Below are 20,329 nucleotides of genomic sequence, written 5' to 3'. Positions count from 1 at the left end.
TGATCATGAAAAACGGTTGGTGTCGGTGCCGGGTTCGGCATGATCGCGGAGACTTTCTGTCGCTGTGCTGTCCTCCGCCGCGAGCAGCGCCCGCCGCGTGGGACCTGATCGCGCCGCGCTGGGACTCGCGCGACCCCTCGCCTGAGGTCAGGCGGGAGGCGTCGGTGTTGGCGATCGTCGGGTCGACGGGCCCAGGTCTTGGAGGCGGCCGGTTTCGAGGTGGGCGACGTCGCCGTCGGTGTCCAGGGCGGCGGCGAGCAGCGTGGCGAGGGACGTGCCGAGCACCGGGACGTCGGCCGGGTCGTCGAGCAGGCGGTACACGCGCACGAATCCCGGCTCGGCGGCCTGCGCCACGCGGCACAGCACCCAGTGCTCGGTCGTCGTGGCGTCGTCGATCGCCGAGGCGATGGTCCGGCCGTCGGCCAGTTCGATGAGCGTGTCGATCCGCAGGCGTGCGACGCCGCTGTCGACGGGGCGGCGCTCGCGTGCCGGCACCAGTCGCCAGCGGCCGCCGAACAGGGTCGCGGAGCCGAAGCGGTGGTAGAGCGCGATCACGTCGGCGGGCCCCTCGTCCGGCAGGTCCTGCGCCGGCGTGGTGGCGTGGTCACGCACGATCCGGTCGGCCACGTCGTCGATCTCGACGGCGGCCGGCGCGAGATACCACCCCGCGATCGGCCGCAGCGCCCCGCCGGGGTCCTGGGCGACGCCGACCAGGCCGCCGTGCAGGGCTACCGCCCGGTTGTCGCCGCCGGGCCGATCGTTGACGTTGACGACCACGCGCGACAGCACGGCGGGGACCGAGGTGCTGCGGATGCCCGGGCCCTTGTAGGAGCCGCCCGGCTTCGCGGTCACGTCACGCGGCTCGCCGATCGGCAGCTCCAGCAACGCGTTCGGCCGGTCGAGGGCGATGCCCTGGAGATACGGATAGAAGCGGGCCACCCAGCCGGTGATGACATCGCCGCCGTAGGCGTCTGCCGGGTTGTAGATCCGCCGCCAGAACTGCGGGTCGGGGTCGCCGGCCGCGGCCCGGACGAACTCGTCGGCGATCGGCGCGAGCGATCGGCACCACGTCTCCAGGCCGAAGCCGGCGATCGCGTCGACCCGGGCGCGGATACGCCGCCAGTCCTCGACCGTGCCGGTCAGCGTGACGGAGGGGATGCCGCAGACGCACATCAGCCACAGCGAGAAATACGGCGAGTAGACGTCGAGCAGCACCACCCGCCCGGCCGTCCGCTCGACGTCCGTGCTCGTGGAGAAGTCGCACCCGAACAGCTCGGCATCGTCGATCTCGGCGGCCAGCAGTTTGGCGAACTCCCCGGCCAGGCGCGCCCACGAGGCGGCGTCGTGCGGCATCGCGCCGTCGACCGACACGGCGAGCCGCCGCTTGCCGGTGTGGCGGACCAGCCGGCCGCGCAGCCGCTCGGCGTGCAGCCGGACGTGCTGGGCGACGCCCTGCGCGATGGTCAGCCACACCGCGTCCGGTGACAGCACCAGCGGCCGATGTTCGGCGAAGGCCCGCGCGACGGCGCTGAGCAGCGGGTGCACCCCGTCCGGGTCGAGCACCGGCAGCGCCGGGTCGCCGCCGACCGCCAGGGCGCCGGGAAACAGCTCCCCGAGCGGCCGCTCCGGCAGCGGGGCGACGGCGGGGGTGACGTCATCGACCGGGAAGGTGACCACGGCCGGAACCGTACCCGCTCCCCGCACACCGCGTTGTCCCGCCGCTGAGCGGCGGGACAACGGCCGGACGACTCAGGCGACCGGAATGTCGCGGCGGCGCAGGCCGGCCAGGCCGGCCGCGGCCAGGGCGGCGGCGACGAGGGTGAGCCACAGCACCGGCGTGACGGTGAAGGCCGAGCCGGGCAGCTTCGGCACGTGGGCGAACGGCGTGACGTCGATGACCCACTGGTTGAGCCCGAACAGCGCGCCGAGCTCGACCAGCAGCACGGACAGGATGAGCCCGGCCCAGACGACGGCGCTGAACCGCGGCGCCAGGCCGATCAGGGCGGTGCCCAGGCCGGCCAGCACCCAGGCGGCCGGCAGCTGCACCATGGCGGCGCCGAGCAGCCGCCCCACCTCGCCCCCGACGTCGTGGACCTGGGCGCCGTACACCAGGCCGCCGGCGAGGCCCGCCACGGCCAGCAGCAGCGCCGTGCCCAGCAGCGCGAACGTCAGGTGGCTCCAGGCCCACCGCAGCCGGCCGACCCGGGTGGCCAGCAGCGGCTCGACCCGGCCGCTGCTCTCCTCCTGGCGCAGCCGCAGCGTCGCCTGGATGGTGTAGGCGGCGGCGACCATGCCGATGAAGCCGTAGATCGCGCCCAGGAAGGCGTCGGTCAGGCCGCTGCGCCCGCCCATCCGGGTCAGGATGTCGGTGAGCTGCTGGTTGGGCGAGTCGAGGTTGCCGATGCCGACCGCGGCGCCGCCCATCACCGCGCCGGACAGTGCCAGGGCGACGGTCCAGCCCAGCAGCAGGCCGCGGTGCAGCCGCCAGGCCAGCCCGAACGGGCTGCGCAGGGCGGGCGCGGCCGTGGCCGGGCCGGGGCGCTCCGGGACCAGGCCGGCGCCGACGTCGCGGCGGTCGGCGAGCGCGTAGGCGACCGCGGCGAAGACGGCCGTGAAGCCCGCGAACAGGGCCGCGACCCACCAGCGCTCGGCCGCGTACGCCCGCACGTGCAGCCCCCAGCCGGTCGGCGACAGCCAGCTCAGCCACGTCGGCCCGGTGTCGCCGACGGCGCGCAGCAGGTAGGTGGCGCCCAGCACCGCGGCCGCGATGCCGTTGGCGGCCCGGGCGCTCTGGGTGAGCTGGGCGGCGGCCGCCGCGATGCCCGCGAACAGCAGCCCGAACAGGCCGGTCGCGATGCCGAACGCGAACGAGCCGGCCACCGGCAGGCCGGTCGCCATCAGCCCGAGCGCGGCCAGCACGGCGATCGCCGCGTTCGCCAGCGCGGCGACGAGCAGGGCGGCGGTGAGCGGCGCGTGCCGGCCGATCACCGTGGCCCGCAGCAGCTCCAGCCGGCCGGTCTCCTCCTCGGTGCGGGTGTGCCGCACGACGGTGAGCATGCTCATCAGCCCGACCAGGATGAACTCGGTCACGCCGATCTTCCACACGGTCAGCGCGCCGATCGACACGCCGTAGAGCGGGCCGCTCAGCGCGACCAGCGACGGGTTGGTGAGCACGCCGCTCACCGCCAGCAGGTCGGCCTCGGTCGGATACAGCTTGAAGTAGTTGGCCGCGGTGCCCATCGGCATCACGGCGAGCCCGAGCACCCAGACCGTCAGCCGCACGCGGTCGAGCCGCAGCGCCAGCCGCGCGAGGGCGCGGGTCCCCGTCAGCGAGTTCACCGGGCCACCCCCGTGCGGGCCTCGGTGCCCTCCTGCGCGCGGTCGTAGTGGCGCAGGAACAGCTCCTCCAGGGTCGGTGGCTGGCTGGTCAGGCTGCGGATGCCGACCGTGGTGAGCTCGCGCAGTACCCCATCCAGGGCGGCATTGTCCACGTCGAATCGCACCGTGCCGTTCTGGGTGCGCAGGTCGTGCACGCCGGCCAGCGCCTGCAGCCCGGTCGCCGGGCCGGCCAGCTCGGCCTGGATCGAGGTGCGGGTCAGGTGCCGCATGCTGGCGAGCGTGCCGGTCTCGACCGCCCGCCCGTCGCGGATGATGGTGACCCGGTCGCAGAGCGCCTCGACCTCGCTGAGGATGTGGCTGGAGAGCAGGACGGTGCGCCCGGAGCGCTGCTGCTCCTCGCGGACCACCTGCCGGAAGACCTCCTCCATGAGCGGGTCCAGGCCGGACGTGGGCTCGTCGAGGACGATCAGCTCGACGTCGGAGGCCAGGGCGGCGACGAGGGCGACCTTCTGCCGGTTGCCCTTCGAATACGTCCGGGCCTTCTTGCGCGGATCGAGGTCGAAGCGCTCGAGCAGGTCGGCGCGGCGCCGGAGGTCGAGGCCGCCGCGGAGCCGGCCGAGCAGGTCGATGACCTCCCCGCCGGACAGGTTGGGCCACAGCGTGACGTCGCCGGGCACGTAGGCCAGGCGGCGGTGCAGCTGCGCGGCGTCGCGCCACGGGTCGCCGCCGAGCAGCCGGGCGGTGCCGGCGTCGGCGCGGAGCAGGCCGAGCAGGACCCGGATGGTGGTGGACTTCCCGGCGCCGTTGGGCCCGAGGAATCCGTGCACCTCCCCGGTCTGCACGGCCAGGTCGAGCCCGTCGAGCGCACGGGTGCGCCCGAATGTCTTGACCAGTGCGTCTGTGCGGATCGCCTCGGTCATGATCCTCATGCTCCTTCGGCCCCGGGGTCCGTCCCCGGGGCGGTCGGCGGGTTGGCGGCCCGCAGCGCCTGGAGCGCCTGGCGGGCCTTGGTGACGAACTCGGTGTCGAGCAGCGGGTGGGAGTAGAACTCGGTCAGCGCGCCGATCATGCGCACGTGTCCCTCGGGGCTGAAGATGTCGGCGCCGAGCGCCCGGGACACGTGGTCGTGCATGGCAAGGAGCCCGGACTGCATGCCGATCAGCACGGCCGCGAACGCCCGGGGGTCCTCGGTGATCTCCGGGGAGTTCTTGGCGATCCACCGCTCGGCGATCACCACCATGTCGTCGAACAGCCCCGCGGCCCGGCTGGAGCCGTCGAGCAGGGCCCGGGTGAAGTACTTGTAGAAGACCAGGATGGTCGGGTGCTGTGAGGGCAGGAAGCTCGGGCTGGTCACCTGGTCCTCGAGGATGAGCTGCTCCTTGATCTTCATGCTCTGGTCCACCACGTAGCGGTCGCACTCCTCCCGCAACGCCTCCTTGGACCCGAAGTGGTGCCGCAGGAGCCCGGGCGAGACCCCGGCCGCCCGGGCGATGTCCCGGACCGTGGTGCCGTCCATGCCCCGCTCGGCGAAGAGACGGATGGCGGCGTCGCGGATCCGCGCCCGGGCCGTCAGATCCTCGAACGCCGGCTCCCCAACCGGTCGCGCCATGAAAACCACCGCCTCTACACACGTGTACTAGCTGCTACTCAACCCGACAGTCCACTATACGCGCGTATAGCCCACCGGGAAGCCCGATGTCGCCTCCGTCACCGCTAGGCTCCCGGCGTGGACGGTTTCCCCCGCTTCGATGTGACCGGGCAGGTGGCCCTGGTGACCGGCGCCGCCCGTGGCCTGGGCCACGCCATCGCGCTGACCCTGGCCAACGCCGGCGCCGACGTGGCCCTCGGGCTGCGCGACGCCGCCGCCGACGGCGGGCTGACCGCACAGATCGAGGCGCTGGGCCGGCGGGCGCTGCCGCTGCAGATGGACGTCACCAGCACCGGCCAGGTGAGCGCCGCGGTCGACGCGGTGGTCGAGCGGTTCGGCCGGCTGGACATCCTGGTCAACAACGCCGGCATCGCGCCGGCCAACCCGGCCGAGGCCGTGGTCGAGGAGGATTTCGACCGTACCCTCGCGGTGAACCTCAAGGGCACGTTCTTCGCCAGCCAGGCGGCCGGCCGTGTGATGCTGCGGCAGGGGTACGGCCGGATCGTCAACATCGGCTCCCAGGCCGGCGCGGTCGCGCTGCCCGGCGAGTCCGTCTACTGCATGACGAAGGCCGCCATCGCGCACCTCACCCGCTGCCTGGCCGTGGAGTGGGGGCAGCACGGCGTCACCGTCAACGCCGTCGCGCCGACGTTCGTGCACACGCCGGGCACGCGGGAGTACCTGGCGGACCCGGCACACCGCGCCGACGTGGTCGAGCGGATCGCGGCGCTGCACCGCATCGGTGAGCCGATGGAGGTCGCCGGGGCCGTATTGTTCCTGGTGTCGCCGGCCGCGAGCCTGGTCACCGGCGAAACGCTGCTGGTCGATGGGGGCTGGACCGCGCGGTAGACACGCCGCGCGTCTTTCTTGACTGATTCCAGATTAATGGTCCAGACTCTCACCGTGCGCGCAACGTTCGACGCCGAGCCTCTGCTGCGCGGGGCCGCTCTGCGGGTCACCCGCCCGCGGCTGGCGGTGCTCGCGGCGGTGCACGAGCGCCCGCACGCCGGCGCGGACGCGATCATCGCCGCCGTGCGCGAGCGCCTCGGTGAGGTGTCCACGCAGGCGGTGTACGACATCCTCCACGCCTTGACCACCGCGGGCCTGCTGCGGCGGATCGAGCCGCCCGGCTCCGCGACCCGCTACGAGGCGCGCGTCGGTGACAACCATCACCACGCCGTGTGCCGGTCGTGCGGCGACATCACCGACGTCGACTGCGCCACCGGCGACCCGCCCTGCCTGACCCCGTCCGGCGACCACGGCTACACCATCGACGAAGCCGAGATCGTCTACCTGGGCCTGTGCCCGCGGTGCCACACCGCGACCACCACGACGACCTGATCCGCCCGGTCCCGCAGAACCGCCGGCGACCGGCAACCGCTTGTGAGTGCAAGGAGAGAACGTGTCAACTGACAACCTGAGCGGCCCGGCGCGCGCCCGGTCGAACCGGGACTGGTGGCCGAACGAGCTGGACGTGAGCGTCCTGCACCCGAATTCGGCGAAGGCCGACCCCAACGGCACGGGTTTCGACTACGCCGCGGAGTTCAAGACCCTGGACCTGGCGGCCGTCAAGGCCGACATCACCGAGGTCATGACCACGTCGCAGGACTTCTGGCCGGCCGACTACGGCCACTACGGCCCGCTGTTCATCCGCATGGCCTGGCACAGCGCCGGCACCTACCGCACCAGCGACGGCCGCGGCGGCGGCGGCGCCGGCCAGCAGCGCTTCGCCCCGCTCAACAGCTGGCCGGACAACGGCAACCTCGACAAGGCGCGCCGGGTGCTGTGGCCGGTGAAGAAGAAGTACGGCCAGAAGCTTTCCTGGGCCGACCTCATGATCCTGGCCGGCAACGTCGCGCTCGAGTCGATGGGCTTCACCACCTTCGGCTTCGGCGGCGGCCGCGCGGACGTCTGGGAGCCGGAGCCGGTCAACTGGGGCGCCGAGGACACCTGGCTCGGCGACAAGCGCTACACCGGCGACCGCAAGCTCGACAACCCGCTCGCCGCGGTCCAGATGGGCCTCATCTACGTCAACCCCGAGGGCCCCAACGGCAACCCCGACGCGCTCGCCGCCGCCCGCGACATCCGCGACACCTTCGGCCGGATGGCGATGAACGACGAGGAGACCGTCGCGCTCATCGCCGGCGGCCACACCTTCGGCAAGGCGCACGGCAACGGCCCGGCCGCGAAGGTCGGCCCGGAGCCGGAGGGCGCCCCGATCGAGGAGCAGGGCCTGGGCTGGAAGAACGCCCACGGCACCGGCAAGGGCGGCGACGCGATCACCAGCGGCCTCGAGGGCGCCTGGACGCCGACCCCGACCCAGTGGGACAACAGCTTCTTCGAGACGCTGTTCAGCTTCGAGTGGGAGCAGACCAAGAGCCCGGCCGGCGCCACCCAGTGGAAGCCGACCGACCCGGCCGCGGCCACCCTGGTGCCCGACGCGCACGACCCGGCCAAGCGGCACGCGCCGATGATGCTCACCACCGACCTCGCCCTGCGCGTCGACCCGATCTACGAGCAGATCTCGCGGCGCTTCTACGAGAACCCGCAGGCGTTCGCCGACGCGTTCGCCAGGGCGTGGTTCAAGCTCACCCACCGCGACATGGGCCCGATCACGCGGTACCTCGGCGCCGAGGTCCCGGCCGAGCCGCTGATCTGGCAGGACCCGGTCCCCGCGGTCGACCACGAGCTGGTCGACGCCGCCGACGTGGCCGCGCTCAAGGCCTCGATCCTCGGCTCCGGCCTGAGCGTCTCCGAGCTGGTCGCGACCGCCTGGGCGTCGGCCTCGACGTTCCGCGGCACCGACAAGCGCGGCGGCGCCAACGGCGCCCGCATCCGCCTCGCCCCGCAGATCGGCTGGGAGGTCAACGACCCCGACCAGCTGCGCCGCGCGCTGCGCACCCTGGAGGGCGTGCAGCAGCAGTTCAACGCCGCGCAGACCGGCGGCAAGCGGGTCTCGCTGGCCGACGTCATCGTGCTGGGCGGCGCCGCGGCCGTCGAGCAGGCCGCCGCGGCCGCCGGCCAGCCGGTGGAGGTCGCCTTCACCCCGGGCCGCGCCGACGCGACCGCCGCGCAGACGGACGCCGAGTCGTTCGAGGTGCTGGAGCCCACGGCCGACGGGTTCCGCAACTACCTGGGCAAGGGCCAGGTCCGCCCGACCGAGCAGCTGCTGATCGACAAGGCCTCGCTGCTGACGCTGAGCGCCCCGGAGACGACCGTCCTCGTCGGCGGCCTGCGCGTGCTGGGCGCCAACACCGGCCAGTCCAAGCACGGCGTGTTCACCGACCGGCCGGGCGTGCTGACCAACGACTTCTTCGTCAACCTCGTCGATTTCGGCGGTACGACCTGGACGCCGACCACCGACGAGGCCGAGGTGTTCGAGGGCCGCGACACCGTCACCGGCGAGCTGAAGTGGACCGCCACCCGCGCGGACCTGATCTTCGGCTCGAACTCGGTGCTGCGCGCCCTGGCCGAGGTCTACGCCAGCGACGACGCGCAGGAGAAGTTCGTGCGCGACTTCGCCGCCGCGTGGGCCAAGGTCATGGACCTGGACCGCTTCGACGTCGCCTGAGCTGTTCCACCGTCGCCCCGGCCGCCCTCCGCGGCCGGGGCGACGCCGTTCACGCGCCGTCCTCGGCGTCCCAGGCCGCCGTCATCCGCTCGTGCAGCGACGCGTGGAACCGCTCGTGGAAGATCGCGTGGGCGGCCCCGTCCGGCGTCCACGCCTCCGCCGCGTCCCGGGCGGTGTAGCGGCGCACCGCGTCCGCCATGCCTTCCGGCCCCGACCGGGCCGCCGCCCACGCCGCGCGCCCCTGGGCGACCACCCACTTGCACAGGTCCTCGGTGTCGTCCTCCGAGTACTGCACCCCGTCGACGACCGGCCCGTCCCAGTAGTCGGCGACCTCCTCCGCGGCCAGCTCGTACGCCAGCTGGTAGGCGACGATCTCGTCCTCGGCCGCCCGGCGCAGCCAGCCGGCGAGGCTCGCGGTGCCGGGTTTGTGCGCCTCGATGACGTCCCAGAACCACGCCGGCACCTCATGCGGTACGTCCACCGGGGTACCTTCTCACGGCCCGCCTACCGCGCGCGTGGTACCGGCCGGCCACGGCCGGCTGACCCGGCGCGAGCACGTGGAGGAGTTCACCGCCGAGGAGCTCCCGCTACCGGCCCGCCCGCCGGTGCTGGCCGCCTACCTCGACCGCCACCGCCGGATGCCCACGGTCACGTCCGGGTTCCGCGCCTTCCCCGATCCGGCCGACCACCCGGCCTTCCGCATCGCCACCACCTAGAGCGCGATCCAGTAGCGGCGGGCCGGCCCGGTGCCGGTCTCGGGGACGCCGCCGCACCGCTCGATCGTCCGGGCCGAGGCGAGGTTGCCGGCCACGCAGACGGCCAGGACGCGGTCCAGGCCGAGCGCGCGGGCCTCGTCGAGCATCCGGCGCAGCGCCCAGGCGGCCAGGCCGCGGCCGCGGGCCGACGGGCGGATGCCGTAGCCGATGTGGCCCGCCCACCGCACGTAGTCGTCGTCACCGTCGCGCAGCGCGATCGCGCCGAGCACGCGGTCGCGCTCGACGATCCACCGGTACGTGCACCGATGCCGGCCCACGGCAATGGTCCGCGCCGGATCCGCTTGGGCGGCCAGCCGCCCCACCCAGTCCGCGAACCCCTCCGGCGAGTCGACCTCATCGGACGCGCTCAGCCCGAACCCGTCCTCGTGCTGCCCGGGTCCCCACTCGGCCCGGGCGTCGAGCCACGCCCGGTGCAGGCGCACGGTCGGCGGGACCAGCTCGGGCACGCTACGACTCTACCGTTGCGGGCGGAAATGGTTTGCCGGACGGATTCGCGGGTCCGTATCGTTCTTTTCGCGGGTCACCGCGATTGGCGACGGGTCATAGCTCAGCTTGGCAGAGCGCGGCGTTTGGGACGCCGAAGCCGCAGGTTCAAATCCTGCTGGCCCGACTTCCTGCGATTGTGACGCGGGCGATGGTGACAGTAGCGCAGAGGCAGTCGCGCCGGTCTGTGGCACCGGATCACACGGGTTCGAGTCCCGTCTGTCGCCCCAAAGGCGGTATCCCGGCGGGCGCTGCACGCTGCGGCGCACAGCGCAGCGACAGGAAGTCTCCGTGATCATGCGCGACCCGGCATCGACACCAACGGTTTTTCGTGATCACGGAGTGGTGATGTACCCCCGTGTACCGAAAGTCTCCGGGATCATGGCGAACCCGGGGTGCGGCTGCTGCGGGCAGCATCATCGCGGAGACATTTCACCGCCGTGGCCGGGCCTATCGGATATTTCGCCCGGAGGGCGATAGATCCGGGACGTCCCGCGCTGCCGGGCGCCCGGTTCGGCGAGGTCCAGACCGTGGTGGCGGTCGCCTGGTATCGACCGGCACGATTGGGCGCTGACCGCGTGTGCCGTGCGGGCGAAGGGGCGGTGGAAGTTTAAGGAGAAATTAAGGAAAGTGGTTCGGAAAAACTGTAATTGAAAGCGATTCATCGGCCTGGCTGGGGCCGTTGAATGGGGCCTCTGTAAGTCTTCCTTTAGCTCTTGAAAAAAGGATCCGGGCGTCCGCATACTTGCTGGCGCAACGACCCGTGACGTGCCGATACGGCAGAGGTAAAGGATCGAAATGCGCAGGAAGACCCGTGTGCTGCTGGGCGCCGCCGTGGTCGTGGCGCTCGGCGCGAGCGGCATTTACATCGCCGCCGCGTCCGCCGGTGAAATCAATCCCGCGGCGAAGCTGGAGGCGGAGTCCTTTTCCGCGCAGTCCGGCGCGCGCACCGAGAACACCGGCGACACCGGCGGCGGCAAGAACGTGGGCTGGCTCGCCGACGGCGACTGGATGCAGTACGACAACGTGACCATCGGCGGCGGCGACCTCAGTGCCCGGATCGCCGCGAACAACCGGGCCGGTGGGTCGGTCGAGCTCCACCTCGGCTCGCCCGGCGGGGCGCTGCTGGCGACGTTCCCGGTGGCGTACACCGGCGGCTGGCAGAAGTGGACGACCGTCACCGCCAAGCCGGCCACCGTGCCGGCCGGGCCGCAGACCCTCGTCGCGGTGATGAAGAGCGCCCAGCGCTCCGACTTCGTCAACGTCAACTGGTTCGAGCTCGGCGGCGGCGCCGCCCCCTCGCACGGCCCGGCGACCGCGACCGTCGCGCCGCCGACCACCGCCGCCCCGCCGACCGGGGGCACGTCGTCCTCCGCGCCCGCCCCGGCGGCCGGCTGGGTCGACGTCGACCAGGCCAAATGGCAGCAGGAGCTGGCCGCGTTCAACGCGATCCAGCCGCTGCCCGTCCCGGCCGGCACGACCCGGGTCGCGGAGTTCCACACCGACTGCCAGGTGTCGGGCGAGGCCAAGGACGACCCGATCGTGCTGCCCGGCCTGCCGGGAGCCTCGCACATGCACACCTTCTTCGGCCCGGCGGTCGACGCCACCACGAAGACGGCCGACCTGTCCGGCCGCGCCAACAACTGCAACGCGGCCGGCGACAAGAGCGCCTACTGGGTGCCCCAGCTGACCAGGAACGGCCAGCCGGTGAAGATCAAGAGCTTCCGGGTGTACTACGGGTCGCGCCTGCCGGACCCGTCGGCGACCGTGCCCTTCCCGCCCGGCCTGGTCATGGTCCAGGGCGACGCGAAGCGGCAGGTGGCCACGCCGAAGGGGGCCAGCGGCCAGTTCTGGTGCGCCGGCAGCGCCGAGGTGGGCCGCAGCGCCGACGGCAACTGGCCGGTGTGCGCCGCCGGCGGCAACCTGATCTTCCAGCTGACCTTCCAGGACTGCTGGGACGGCAAGCACATCGACTCGCCGGACCACAAGTCGCACATGGGCGGGGCGCAGAACGGCAAGTGCACCGGGCAGTACCCGGTCGCGGTGCCCAACCTGTCCTTCATGGTCAACTACGAGTCCCTCGGCGGCGACGGCCTGGCGCTGTCCTCCGGCATGGCCTCCTCGATGCACGGCGACTTCATGAACGCCTGGCAGCCCGAGCGCCTCGGCCCGCTGGTGAAGATCTGCCTCGACGCGAAGGCGAAGTGCGGTACCACACCGAGCTTCACCGGCGGCTGATCCAAGCACCTCGATCCTGCACGGCACGACGGCTCCCGCCACGACGGCGGGGGCCGTCCCTCGTTCGGAAAGGGTTCATCGATGACGGCGAAACTGGTCGCCGCGCTCAGCCTGGTCGTCGTCACGGCGCTGTGGGTGGCCGGCCGGGACACCGCCGCACCCGGGCTCGCCGCGGCGGGCCGGCTGGCCGCGTTGTGGTCGGCCGACCTGCTGCTGGCCCAGGTCGTGCTGATGGCGCGCATCCCGTGGGTGGAGCGGGCCTACGGGCGGGACCGGCTGGCCCGCTGGCACCGCCGCACCGGGTTCGCGTCGTTCGTGCTGCTGCTGGCCCACGTGACGCTGGCGCTGGCCGGCGCCGCCCCGCTGCGGCGGCTGTGGATGCTGGTGGCCGTGAACCCCAGCATGGTGCCGGCCGTGCTCGGGCTGGTGGCGCTGGTCGTGGTGGTGGCGACGTCGCTGCGCGCGGCCCGCCGCCGGCTGCGCTACGAGTCGTGGCATTTGCTGCATCTGTACGCGTACGCCGGCATCATCCTGGCGCTGCCCCACGAACTGCTGCTGGGCACCGACCTGGGCGGCCCGGCGGCGCGGGCGTTCTGGTGGACGGCGTACGCGGTCGCGCTGGGCGCCACGCTGGTCTTCCGGGTCGGCCTGCCCGTCTGGCGGACGCTGCGGCACCGGCTCACCGTCGACCGGGTGGTGACCGAGGCGCCCGGCCTGGTTTCGGTGTACCTCACCGGCCGGCGCCTGGACCGCCTGCCCGCCCGTGCCGGGCAGTACTTCGTCTGGCGCTTCCTGGACGGCCCCGACGCGATGCACGGCAACCCGTTCTCGCTGTCCGGCCCGCCCCGCGCCGACCGGCTGCGGATCACGGTCAAGACCGTCGGGGACGGCACCGCCCGGGTGGCCGCGCTGCGGGCCGGCACCCGGGCGCTGATCGAGGGCCCGTACGGCCGGATGACCGCCGACACCTACTCCGGCGGCCCGGTGACGATGCTGGCCTGCGGCGTCGGGGTGACGCCGCTGCTCGCGCTGCTGTGGGACCTGCCCTACGGCCAGGGCAAGGCGACCCTGGTGTACCGCACGAGGCACCCGCAGGAGGTGGCGTTCCGCGCGGAGCTGGAGTGGCTGTCCCGCGAGCGCGGCGTCCGGCTCGTGCCGCTCGTCGGCCCGCGCGCCGCGGAGGGCTCCTGGCTGCCGGTGGCCTACGCGGAGTACGACGACGCCGAGGCGCTGCGCTCCCTCGCCCCGGACATCGCCGACCACGACGTCTACGTCTGCGGCCCGGACGCCTGGACCGACACCGTCCTGCGCGCCGCCCACCGCCTCGGCGTGCCCCAGGCCCGCCTGCACCGCGAACGCTTCGCCTGGTGACCGCCCGCGGCGGGCGCGGATTCGGGGTAGCGTGCGGGCATGGTGACCCTGGACCAGGTGTCCGAGCTGGCCGCCCGGCTGCCCGGCACGACCGAGGCCGTCGACGCCCGCACCGGTGCCCGCGGCTGGTCGGTGGGCGGCAAGGCGTTCGCGTGGGAGCGGCCGTTCAGCAAGGCCGACCTGAAGCGCTTCGGCAGTGAGCCGCCGCCGGGCGGCCCGATCGTCGCGATCCGCGTGGCCGACCTGGGCGAGAAGGAGGCGGTGCTCGCCGTCGGCCGGGCGGGCTTCTTCACGATTCCGCATTTCGACGGGTACTCCGCGGTGCTCGTCCAGCTCCAGGAGGTACACCTTCCGGATCTGCGGGAGGTTCTGGAGGACGGCTGGCTCTCGCGCGCCCCGCGGCAGCTCGCCGACGAGTACCTCGCGGACCGCTGAGCGCCGTGGCGCGGCGCCGTCACCGGGCCGCGTCGGGGTCCGACGCTAGTCCAGGGCCGCGGTGAGGTCGATCTCGACGAGCTGGCCGCGGTAGCCCAGCGACGCCACGCCGAGCAGGGTGCTGGCCGTGGTGAAGGCCGGGGCCAGCGGTGACGCGTTCAGCCGGCGCCACACCTCGGCCAGGACGGTGCTGTCCGGGCTCACCACGTAGACGACCGAGCGGACCACGGCGGCGGGGGTGGCGCCGGCCGCCTCCAGGACCGCCAGGCAGTTGACGATCACCTGGTCGGTCTGGGCGGCGTAGTCGCCGGGCTCGCCGATCACCGCGCCGGACAGGTCGAGCGGGCACTGGCCGGCCAGGTGGGCGAGGCGGCCGGCGGTGGAGATCGTGACGTGGCTGTAGCCGGCGGGCTGGTGGACGGTGGGTGGGTTGAACTTCTCGATCACCGGCCCATTATGGCGAGGTCAGCCGCCGTCCACCGGGCGGAATCGGGGCACGGTCGTCCTGGCCCGGGCGCCGGGCACGGTCGTGGTCGCGATCGTGTCGAACAGGGTGCGGCCGAGGACCGCGTGGGCCTGCACGGCGGGATGGGTGGCGCCGTAGTTGTCGAGGTCGGGCAGGCCCTCGGCGAAGAAGCCGTAGACCAGCGCCGGCGCGCCGTCGGCGCCGAACATGATGCCGGCCTCGTGGCGGGCCGCGCCCAGGGTGTTGAAGTCGGCGCCGTACTTCGTGGCGACGCGGCTGCGCTCGTCCGAGGACATGGTGCGCCGGATGCCGTCGTGGTAGCCGTTGATCCAGCGCAGGATGCCCAGCAGGAAGTCGCACGAGGCCGGGGTCAGCAGGGTCTTGTTCGCCAGGCGGGTCAGCAGGTCGGTGATCTCGTGCGGGGTGGTCGTGCCCAGCAGGAACCGGTTGGGGTTGGCCACCGGCTCGACCCGGGTGCTCACGAAGCCCTTGGCCGCGAGGATCTCGTTGATCTCCAGCGCCGGCACGACCCGGCCGCACATGCGCACCGCCGTGTTGTCCGACACGAGCAGCATCGCGGTGAGGAAGTTGGCGATGGTGATCTCGTCGCCCCAGACGGTGTGCAGGAAGTAGATGCCGCTGCCGCCGAGGATGATGTCGGCCTGCAGGTCCAGCCGCTGGCCGAGCTGCAGCTGACCGCGGTCGATCTTGTCCATGACGGCGGTGGCGACGGCGAGCTTCTGCACGCTGTACCCGTGCACCACGTGATCCGCGTCGTCCTCGATCACGCTGTGCAGCGCGCCGGTGTCGTCGACGCGGGTGACGTGCGAATACCAGACGCCCCCGGCGCGGGCCTTCTGCTGTGTGTACGTCCGGCGGATGCACTCCGCCGGCGGCAGCCCCGATGGAGCCGCCTCGGCCGTGCCGCCCGCGACCAGGGCCGCGGCCGCTCCGGCGCCGGCCGCGAGTGCGGCCCGGCGGGTCAATTCCATGCTCACCCGGCCACGGTACGAGCCGTCAAAGGCGGATTCAACGTGACAAATACGACGGGACATCGACGCAACGAAATGGCCGGTTCGGCACGTCGGTGACAAAGGGGCCGGCTGTCCACTTTGCGCCATGTCCGCTCTGCGGCAGGTGTGCCCCGTATTGCGCGAAACGTTCGGGCTCCAGACTTCCGGCTGTCGCTTCTTCGTGACCCGAGGAGCGCCCGACGTCCCCCGAGGAGCCGCCCACCATGCGTTTGTCCCTGCGTCGCGCCGCCGCCATCGCGGCCTGCGCGATCGCCCTGGCCGGTGCGGCGTCCGCCGTGTCCGCGCCGGCGTCCGCCGCGCCCGAGCCGTCGAGCTCCGGCGCGGGCGGCGCCGCGGTGCCGGCGGCGACCGTCACGCTCATCACCGGTGACGTCGTGTCGCTGGCGCCCGCCGGCAACGGCAAGGTCGCGGCCAGCGTCCGGCCCGGCGCCGGGCGGGAGGGCGTCACGTTCCACACCCTGGAGGTCGACGGCGGGCTGCGGGTGCTGCCGAGCGACGTCGTGCCGTACCTCGAAACCCACCGGCTCGACGCGAGCCTGTTCGACGTCGAGAAGCTGGTCCGGGACGGCTACGCCGACGGCGCCGCGTCGAGCCTGCCGCTGATCGTGCAGTACGCGGGCGGGGCCCAGCCGGCGCCCGGCGCGCGGCTGCTGAGCGGCGACGCGCGGGCGCTGCCGAGCATCGGCGGGGCCGCGATCCGGCCCGAGAAGGCGTCGCTGACGCAGTTCTGGAAGCAGCAGCGACAGCAGCCGGCCGCCGGTGCCCAGCGGGCCATGGCGGGCGGGATCGACCGGATCTGGCTCGACGCGAAGGTACACCCGGTGCTGGACCGCAGCACCGCGCAGATCGGCGCGCCGGCCGCCTGGCAGGCGGGGCTGGACGGCAAGGGCGTAAAGGTCGCCGTGCTGGACACCGGCGTCGACAGCGGCCACCCGGACCTGGCCGGCCGAGTCAGCCAGCTGCAGAACTTCAGCGGCAGCCCGGACACCGCGGACCGCTTCGGGCACGGCACGCACGTGGCGTCGATCGTCGCCGGCAGCGGCGCGGCGTCGGGCGGCAGCCGCAAGGGCGTGGCACCGGGCGCGGACCTGCTGGTCGGCAAGGTGCTTGGGGACGACGGCTCGGGGTACGACTCCTGGATCATCGCCGGGATGGAGTGGGCCGCCGCGCAGGGCGCGCGCGTGGTCAACCTGAGCCTCGGCGGCGACCCGACCGACGGTACCGACCCGATGAGCGCGGCCGTGGACCGCATCAGCGCGCAGACCGGCGCGCTGTTCGTCATCGCCGCCGGCAACGAGGGCGGCGACCACACCGTCGGCACGCCGGGCGCGGCGAACTCCGCGCTGACCGTCGGCGCCGTCGACCGCGCCGACGCCCTCGCCGACTTCTCCAGCCGCGGCCCGCGCCTCGGCGACGAGGGGGTCAAGCCGGAGATCACCGCGCCGGGCGTGGGCATCGTCGCCGCGCGCGCGGCCGGCACGACGATGGGCGACCCGGTCGACGACAGGTACACGGCGGCGTCGGGCACCTCGATGGCGACCCCGCACGTCGCCGGCGCGGCGGCGATCCTGGCCCAGGAGCATCCGGACTGGACCGGGGCGCAGCTGAAGGACGGCCTGGTCAGCACCGCCCATCGCGGTTCGGGCACGGTGTACGAGCAGGGCGCCGGCCGGGTCGACGTGGCCCGCGCGGTCACGCAGCCGGTGTCGGCGACCGGCGCGGTCAGCTTCGGCGTCCACGACTCGAGCGAGCGCGGCGTGCTCAGCCGCGACCTGACGTTCACCAACGCGGGCGCCGCGGCGGCGACCCTGTCGCTGGCGATGAGCGACGCCGCGTTCTCCTTCCCGGCGGGTACCGTCACGGTCCCGGCGCACGGCACGGCCACGGTACCGCTGCGGCTGGACCTGGCGAGGCTCACGCCCGGCCGGTTCAGCGGCTGGGTGACGGCGACCGGGAGCGGCGTGAGCACCACGACCGCGGTCGGGGTCACCCTGGACCGGCCGTACCACCGGGTCACCGTGCGGGCGGTCGACCGGGCCGGCAACCCGGTCGCGGTCCCGGTGTTCACCCTGTTCGGCGACGACCGGCGCTTCGACACGCTGTCCTGGCTGCCCACCGGCGGCGCGGTGTACGAGGTCGAGGAGGGCACCTACCTGCTGCACGCCGTGCTCGAGGACGGCGGCCCGGCCGACGACCAGGCGACGCTGCTGGTGATCCCGGAGCTGGCGGTCCGCGCCGACCTGACGGTGCTGCTCGACGCGCGCAAGGGCACCCCGGTGCGGATCGAGACGCCGCAGCCGTCGGAGCAGCGCACGGTGCTGAGCTACTACGTGCACCGGGTCACCGGCAGCGGCCGGGAGATCGACCACGGCGTCATGCACTTCAGCAACGTCGGGCAGGTCAACGTGACCCCGACGGCGAAGGTGGCCAAGGGCGTGTTCGAGTTCTCCTCCCGCTGGCAGCTCGTCGCGCCGCTGGTGCGGGCGTCCGCCGACGGCCTTGCCGGGCAGTTGCCGCTGCGCCTGCTCGGACGCTCGCCGACGTTCCCGGGCCCGCGCCGCTTCCCGCTGGTGACCGGCGGCGACGTGCGGGGCAAGGCGGTGGTCGTACCGCCGTCACCGGACGTCAGCGAGGAGGACCAGATCGCCGCGGCGGCGGCCAAGGGCGCGGCGGTCGTCATCGTGATCCGCCCGCCGGACCAGTCGACGTGGACGAACTGGACGCCGCAGGGCGAGCGGGAGCCGGCGGTCGCGCTCGTCGCGCCGAGCGACCTCGGGCAGCGGCTGCTGGCCCGGGCCGCCACCGGACGGGCGACGCTGCAGCTCACGCTGACGCCGTCGAGTCCTTATCTGTACGACGTGTTCCAGGTCTCGCGCGGGCAGGTCCCGGCGAAGATCACCTACCGGGTGACGGAGGCCAACTCGATGCGCATCGCCAGCCGCTACGCGGACAACGGGGGCTTCGGCTGGACCGCCGAGCAGCGCTTCGGCTGGCAGCCGTGGCAGGAGTACGCCTGGAACGACACCTCGCGCACCGTCGCGGCACCGTCGCAGCGGGAGGAGTGGGTCTCCGCCGGTGACGCCGTCTGGCAGCACCTGGTCGCGGCCGACCTGCCGTGGAGCGACTGGGGGCCGCTGGAGTCCGGGGTCGGCGGGCCGCCGGTCAGCTACCGGCCGGGCCACGCCACCGAGACGTGGTACGGCCCGGTCGTGCGGCCCGCCCCGCTGGACGGCACGAGCCGCACCGGCGACGTGCTCGCGCTGCGCATCCCGGAGTACGTCGACGCCGACGGCCACTACAGCGTCGGCGAGGCCGACCGGGCCACCGTCACGCTGACCCGCGACGGCGCGCCGCTCGCCACGCCGCGCGACGGCTGGCAGGACGTCACCGTGCCGCCGGGCCCGGCGGCGTACCGCCTCACGATGACCACGCAGCGTGGCGGACCCGAGTGGGAATGGGGTACCCGCACGGAAACCGTGTGGGACTTCCGCTCCGGCCACACCAGCACCCCGGCGGCGCTGCCGCTGCTGCGGGTCGACTACGGCGTGCCGGTGGACCTGTCCGGCAAGGCGGGCGGGCGGCCGCACCTCATCTCGCTGTGCGTGCCCGGCTCGACCGCGCTCACCGCGGCCGTGTCCTCCGACGAGGGCGCGACCTGGACCCCGGCGTTCACCTTCGGCGCCGGCACCAGGGGCTGCTCCGTCGCCATCATCCCCGGCGGCACGGGCAGCGTCTCGCTCCGCGTGCACGCCACCGACCGGGCGGGCAACGCGGTGACGCAGACCGTCATCCGGGCCTACGGGCGGTGATGGCGCGCTATCCGGTCATCCGGGCACACGGACCTGTGATGACGCGCTAGACGTCGGGTGGGGCCGGCGCCCCCTATCGCCGGCCCCGCCCGACCCCACGGCCCGCGCGCCGCCGTTCAGTCCTCCACCTCAGCGGCGGTGCGCGGGCCGACCTGCGCCGGGACGTCGGTCGCGGGCTTCAGCCAGCCGCGCCGGCCGGCCTCGAACGCCAGGGCGGTGCGGGTGTCGACGCCGGCGACCGCCATCAGCCGCTCCAGCCGCCGCTGCACCGTCCGCTTGCTCACCCCGAGCTGCGAGGCGATCGACTTGTCCGGGAACCCGGCGACGAACAGCGACAGCAGCAGCCGCTCCGCCGCGGCCGGCCCCCGCCCGGCGGCGCCGTCGTCCCGGTCGCGGCCGGCGAGCAGCGGCGAGGCGTGGTCCCACTGCCACTCGAAGAGCGCCACGAGCGCGTCGAGCAGCTCGCTGCGCCGGACCAGGGCCGCGGTCGGCTCGCCGACGCCGAGCTCGACGTCCGGTACGAGGGGGCAGATGGCGATCGAGCGGTCGGCGATGGCCAGCCGGACCGGCAGCGTCTCGGTGACCCGGGCCTCCTCGCCGCGGCTGACCCCGTCGGTGACGCTGTCGAGCTCGCCGGGCATCTCCAGCAGGGCCCGCTCGTAGACCGCCCGGTAGCGCACGCCCCGGTCCAGCGCCGGGCTCTCCTCGGCGTTGTCGGGCCCGCTCATCGCGATCGGGTTGGCCCGGCAGAACCACAGGATTTCCTGCTGGGCCGTGTTCTGCATGTCGCGCAGCCGGCCGCGCAGCGCGGCCGCGCCGACCACGATCTCGACCAGGTGGTCGGCCCGGCGGCGGCGGGCGGCGGCGCGGTACTCCTCGCTGAGCCCGGCCACCACCTGCCGGGCGGTCTCCAGCGAGCGCTGCTGCTGCAGCAGCGCGTCGCCGAGCGCGACGTCGGGCGGCAGCGGCTCGAACACGGGCCCGCCCTTGACCAGCCCCTTCGCGCGCAGCGACTCGAGCAGCGCCCGAGCGTCGTCCGGCGGGATCGCCGCGACGCCGGCGAGGTCGTCGGCCTGCGCCGCGGAGAGCCGCACCAGCAGCCGGTAGGCCCGCTGCTCGGCCGGGGCCAGCAGCTCGGTGTCGTCCAGCATGGACCGAA

General features: G+C 73.5%; 17 protein-coding genes and 2 tRNA genes. 10 read left to right on the top strand and 9 right to left on the bottom strand.

What is annotated here, in order from left to right:
- Positions 1-147: 147 nt before the first annotated feature.
- From ACQPXD_RS30680 to ACQPXD_RS30665, 4 genes are all read right to left on the bottom strand, one after another.
- Positions 148-1,677, bottom strand: coding sequence for a DUF4419 domain-containing protein (locus tag ACQPXD_RS30680; protein ID WP_432824797.1), 1,530 nt, complete (start codon positions 1,675-1,677; stop codon positions 148-150).
- Positions 1,678-1,749: 72 nt separating this feature from the next.
- Complete coding sequence (locus tag ACQPXD_RS30675) at positions 1,750-3,339, bottom strand: ABC transporter permease (protein ID WP_432824796.1); 1,590 nt, start codon at positions 3,337-3,339, stop codon at positions 1,750-1,752.
- The gene (locus ACQPXD_RS30670) at positions 3,336-4,259 is read right to left on the bottom strand and encodes an ABC transporter ATP-binding protein (RefSeq protein ID WP_432824795.1); all 924 of its coding nucleotides are present in this window, start codon (positions 4,257-4,259) and stop codon (positions 3,336-3,338) included. The genes ACQPXD_RS30675 and ACQPXD_RS30670 overlap by 4 nt, the downstream gene beginning before the upstream one ends.
- A gap of 5 nt (positions 4,260-4,264) precedes the next feature.
- Positions 4,265-4,948 carry a TetR/AcrR family transcriptional regulator gene (locus ACQPXD_RS30665; RefSeq protein WP_432824794.1) on the bottom strand — a complete coding sequence of 228 codons (684 nt, stop codon included), beginning with the start codon at positions 4,946-4,948 and terminating at the stop codon, positions 4,265-4,267.
- A gap of 117 nt (positions 4,949-5,065) precedes the next feature.
- On the opposite strand from ACQPXD_RS30665, the gene ACQPXD_RS30660 reads away from it, so the two are divergent.
- The 3 genes from ACQPXD_RS30660 to katG are packed head-to-tail and all read left to right on the top strand — an operon-like array spanning position 5,066 to position 8,558.
- Positions 5,066-5,836: an SDR family NAD(P)-dependent oxidoreductase gene (locus ACQPXD_RS30660; RefSeq protein WP_432824793.1), complete on the top strand. Its 771-nt coding sequence runs from the start codon at positions 5,066-5,068 to the stop codon at positions 5,834-5,836.
- A gap of 54 nt (positions 5,837-5,890) precedes the next feature.
- The gene (locus ACQPXD_RS30655) at positions 5,891-6,328 is read left to right on the top strand and encodes a Fur family transcriptional regulator (protein WP_432824792.1); all 438 of its coding nucleotides are present in this window, start codon (positions 5,891-5,893) and stop codon (positions 6,326-6,328) included.
- Positions 6,329-6,374: 46 nt separating this feature from the next.
- The gene (gene katG, locus ACQPXD_RS30650; RefSeq protein ID WP_432824791.1) at positions 6,375-8,558 is read left to right on the top strand and encodes a catalase/peroxidase HPI; all 2,184 of its coding nucleotides are present in this window, start codon (positions 6,375-6,377) and stop codon (positions 8,556-8,558) included.
- Positions 8,559-8,607: 49 nt separating this feature from the next.
- Here katG and ACQPXD_RS30645 read toward each other — a convergent pair whose 3' ends face one another.
- Positions 8,608-9,039 carry a hypothetical protein gene (locus tag ACQPXD_RS30645; RefSeq protein WP_432824790.1) on the bottom strand — a complete coding sequence of 144 codons (432 nt, stop codon included), beginning with the start codon at positions 9,037-9,039 and terminating at the stop codon, positions 8,608-8,610.
- A 34-nt stretch (positions 9,040-9,073) separates the two neighbouring features.
- On the opposite strand from ACQPXD_RS30645, the gene ACQPXD_RS30640 reads away from it, so the two are divergent.
- On the top strand, positions 9,074-9,274 hold the full coding sequence (locus tag ACQPXD_RS30640; protein WP_432824789.1) for a hypothetical protein: 201 nt from the start codon (positions 9,074-9,076) through the stop codon (positions 9,272-9,274).
- Here the strand turns inward: ACQPXD_RS30640 and ACQPXD_RS30635 are convergent.
- Positions 9,271-9,780, bottom strand: coding sequence for a GNAT family N-acetyltransferase (locus ACQPXD_RS30635; protein WP_432824788.1), 510 nt, complete (start codon positions 9,778-9,780; stop codon positions 9,271-9,273). The two genes, ACQPXD_RS30640 and ACQPXD_RS30635, sit on opposite strands and share 4 nt — an antisense overlap.
- 90 nt (positions 9,781-9,870) lie before the next feature.
- Here ACQPXD_RS30635 and ACQPXD_RS30630 point away from each other — a divergent pair.
- The 5 genes from ACQPXD_RS30630 to ACQPXD_RS30610 all read left to right on the top strand — a co-directional run bounded on the left by ACQPXD_RS30630 (position 9,871) and on the right by ACQPXD_RS30610 (position 13,861).
- Positions 9,871-9,944: transfer RNA gene (locus ACQPXD_RS30630), tRNA-Pro, on the top strand.
- 27 nt (positions 9,945-9,971) lie between these two features.
- Positions 9,972-10,047 (top strand) — tRNA-His (locus tag ACQPXD_RS30625).
- A gap of 568 nt (positions 10,048-10,615) precedes the next feature.
- Positions 10,616-12,055: a DUF1996 domain-containing protein gene (locus tag ACQPXD_RS30620; RefSeq protein WP_432824787.1), complete on the top strand. Its 1,440-nt coding sequence runs from the start codon at positions 10,616-10,618 to the stop codon at positions 12,053-12,055.
- Between the two features lie 81 nt (positions 12,056-12,136).
- Positions 12,137-13,426, top strand: coding sequence for a ferredoxin reductase family protein (locus ACQPXD_RS30615; RefSeq protein WP_432824786.1), 1,290 nt, complete (start codon positions 12,137-12,139; stop codon positions 13,424-13,426).
- Positions 13,427-13,465: 39 nt separating this feature from the next.
- Entirely contained in the window at positions 13,466-13,861 is a 396-nt protein-coding gene (locus ACQPXD_RS30610) for an MmcQ/YjbR family DNA-binding protein (RefSeq protein WP_432824785.1), read from the top strand.
- Positions 13,862-13,906: 45 nt separating this feature from the next.
- Here ACQPXD_RS30610 and ACQPXD_RS30605 read toward each other — a convergent pair whose 3' ends face one another.
- Together ACQPXD_RS30605 and ACQPXD_RS30600 are read right to left on the bottom strand one after the other, a co-directional pair.
- Complete coding sequence (locus tag ACQPXD_RS30605) at positions 13,907-14,308, bottom strand: RidA family protein (RefSeq protein ID WP_432824784.1); 402 nt, start codon at positions 14,306-14,308, stop codon at positions 13,907-13,909.
- Positions 14,309-14,326: 18 nt separating this feature from the next.
- Positions 14,327-15,319, bottom strand: coding sequence for a serine hydrolase (locus tag ACQPXD_RS30600; RefSeq protein ID WP_432844016.1), 993 nt, complete (start codon positions 15,317-15,319; stop codon positions 14,327-14,329).
- 245 nt (positions 15,320-15,564) lie between these two features.
- Here ACQPXD_RS30600 and ACQPXD_RS30595 point away from each other — a divergent pair, with 245 nt between their 5' ends.
- On the top strand, positions 15,565-19,170 hold the full coding sequence (locus tag ACQPXD_RS30595) for a S8 family serine peptidase (protein ID WP_432824783.1): 3,606 nt from the start codon (positions 15,565-15,567) through the stop codon (positions 19,168-19,170).
- Between the two features lie 116 nt (positions 19,171-19,286).
- Here ACQPXD_RS30595 and ACQPXD_RS30590 read toward each other — a convergent pair whose 3' ends face one another.
- Positions 19,287-20,321: a helix-turn-helix domain-containing protein gene (locus ACQPXD_RS30590; protein ID WP_432824782.1), complete on the bottom strand. Its 1,035-nt coding sequence runs from the start codon at positions 20,319-20,321 to the stop codon at positions 19,287-19,289.
- Positions 20,322-20,329 lie beyond the last annotated feature (8 nt).

This window comes from Dactylosporangium sp. CA-092794 (assembly GCF_050948465.1).
GTDB lineage: Bacteria > Actinomycetota > Actinomycetes > Mycobacteriales > Micromonosporaceae > Dactylosporangium.
This window is presented reverse-complemented; position numbering and strand designations above follow the sequence as displayed.

Coding starts and splice junctions, on each gene's coding strand:
- ACQPXD_RS30670 (WP_432824795.1), bottom strand. CDS start 4,259: ATGACCGAGGCGATCCGCACAGACGCACTGGTCAAGACATTCGGGCGC.
- ACQPXD_RS30665 (WP_432824794.1), bottom strand. CDS start 4,948: ATGGCGCGACCGGTTGGGGAGCCGGCGTTCGAGGATCTGACGGCCCGG.
- ACQPXD_RS30620 (WP_432824787.1), top strand. CDS start 10,616: ATGCGCAGGAAGACCCGTGTGCTGCTGGGCGCCGCCGTGGTCGTGGCG.
- ACQPXD_RS30615 (WP_432824786.1), top strand. CDS start 12,137: ATGACGGCGAAACTGGTCGCCGCGCTCAGCCTGGTCGTCGTCACGGCG.
- ACQPXD_RS30610 (WP_432824785.1), top strand. CDS start 13,466: ATGGTGACCCTGGACCAGGTGTCCGAGCTGGCCGCCCGGCTGCCCGGC.
- ACQPXD_RS30600 (WP_432844016.1), bottom strand. CDS start 15,319: ATGGAATTGACCCGCCGGGCCGCACTCGCGGCCGGCGCCGGAGCGGCC.
- ACQPXD_RS30595 (WP_432824783.1), top strand. CDS start 15,565: ATGCGTTTGTCCCTGCGTCGCGCCGCCGCCATCGCGGCCTGCGCGATC.
- ACQPXD_RS30590 (WP_432824782.1), bottom strand. CDS start 20,321: ATGCTGGACGACACCGAGCTGCTGGCCCCGGCCGAGCAGCGGGCCTAC.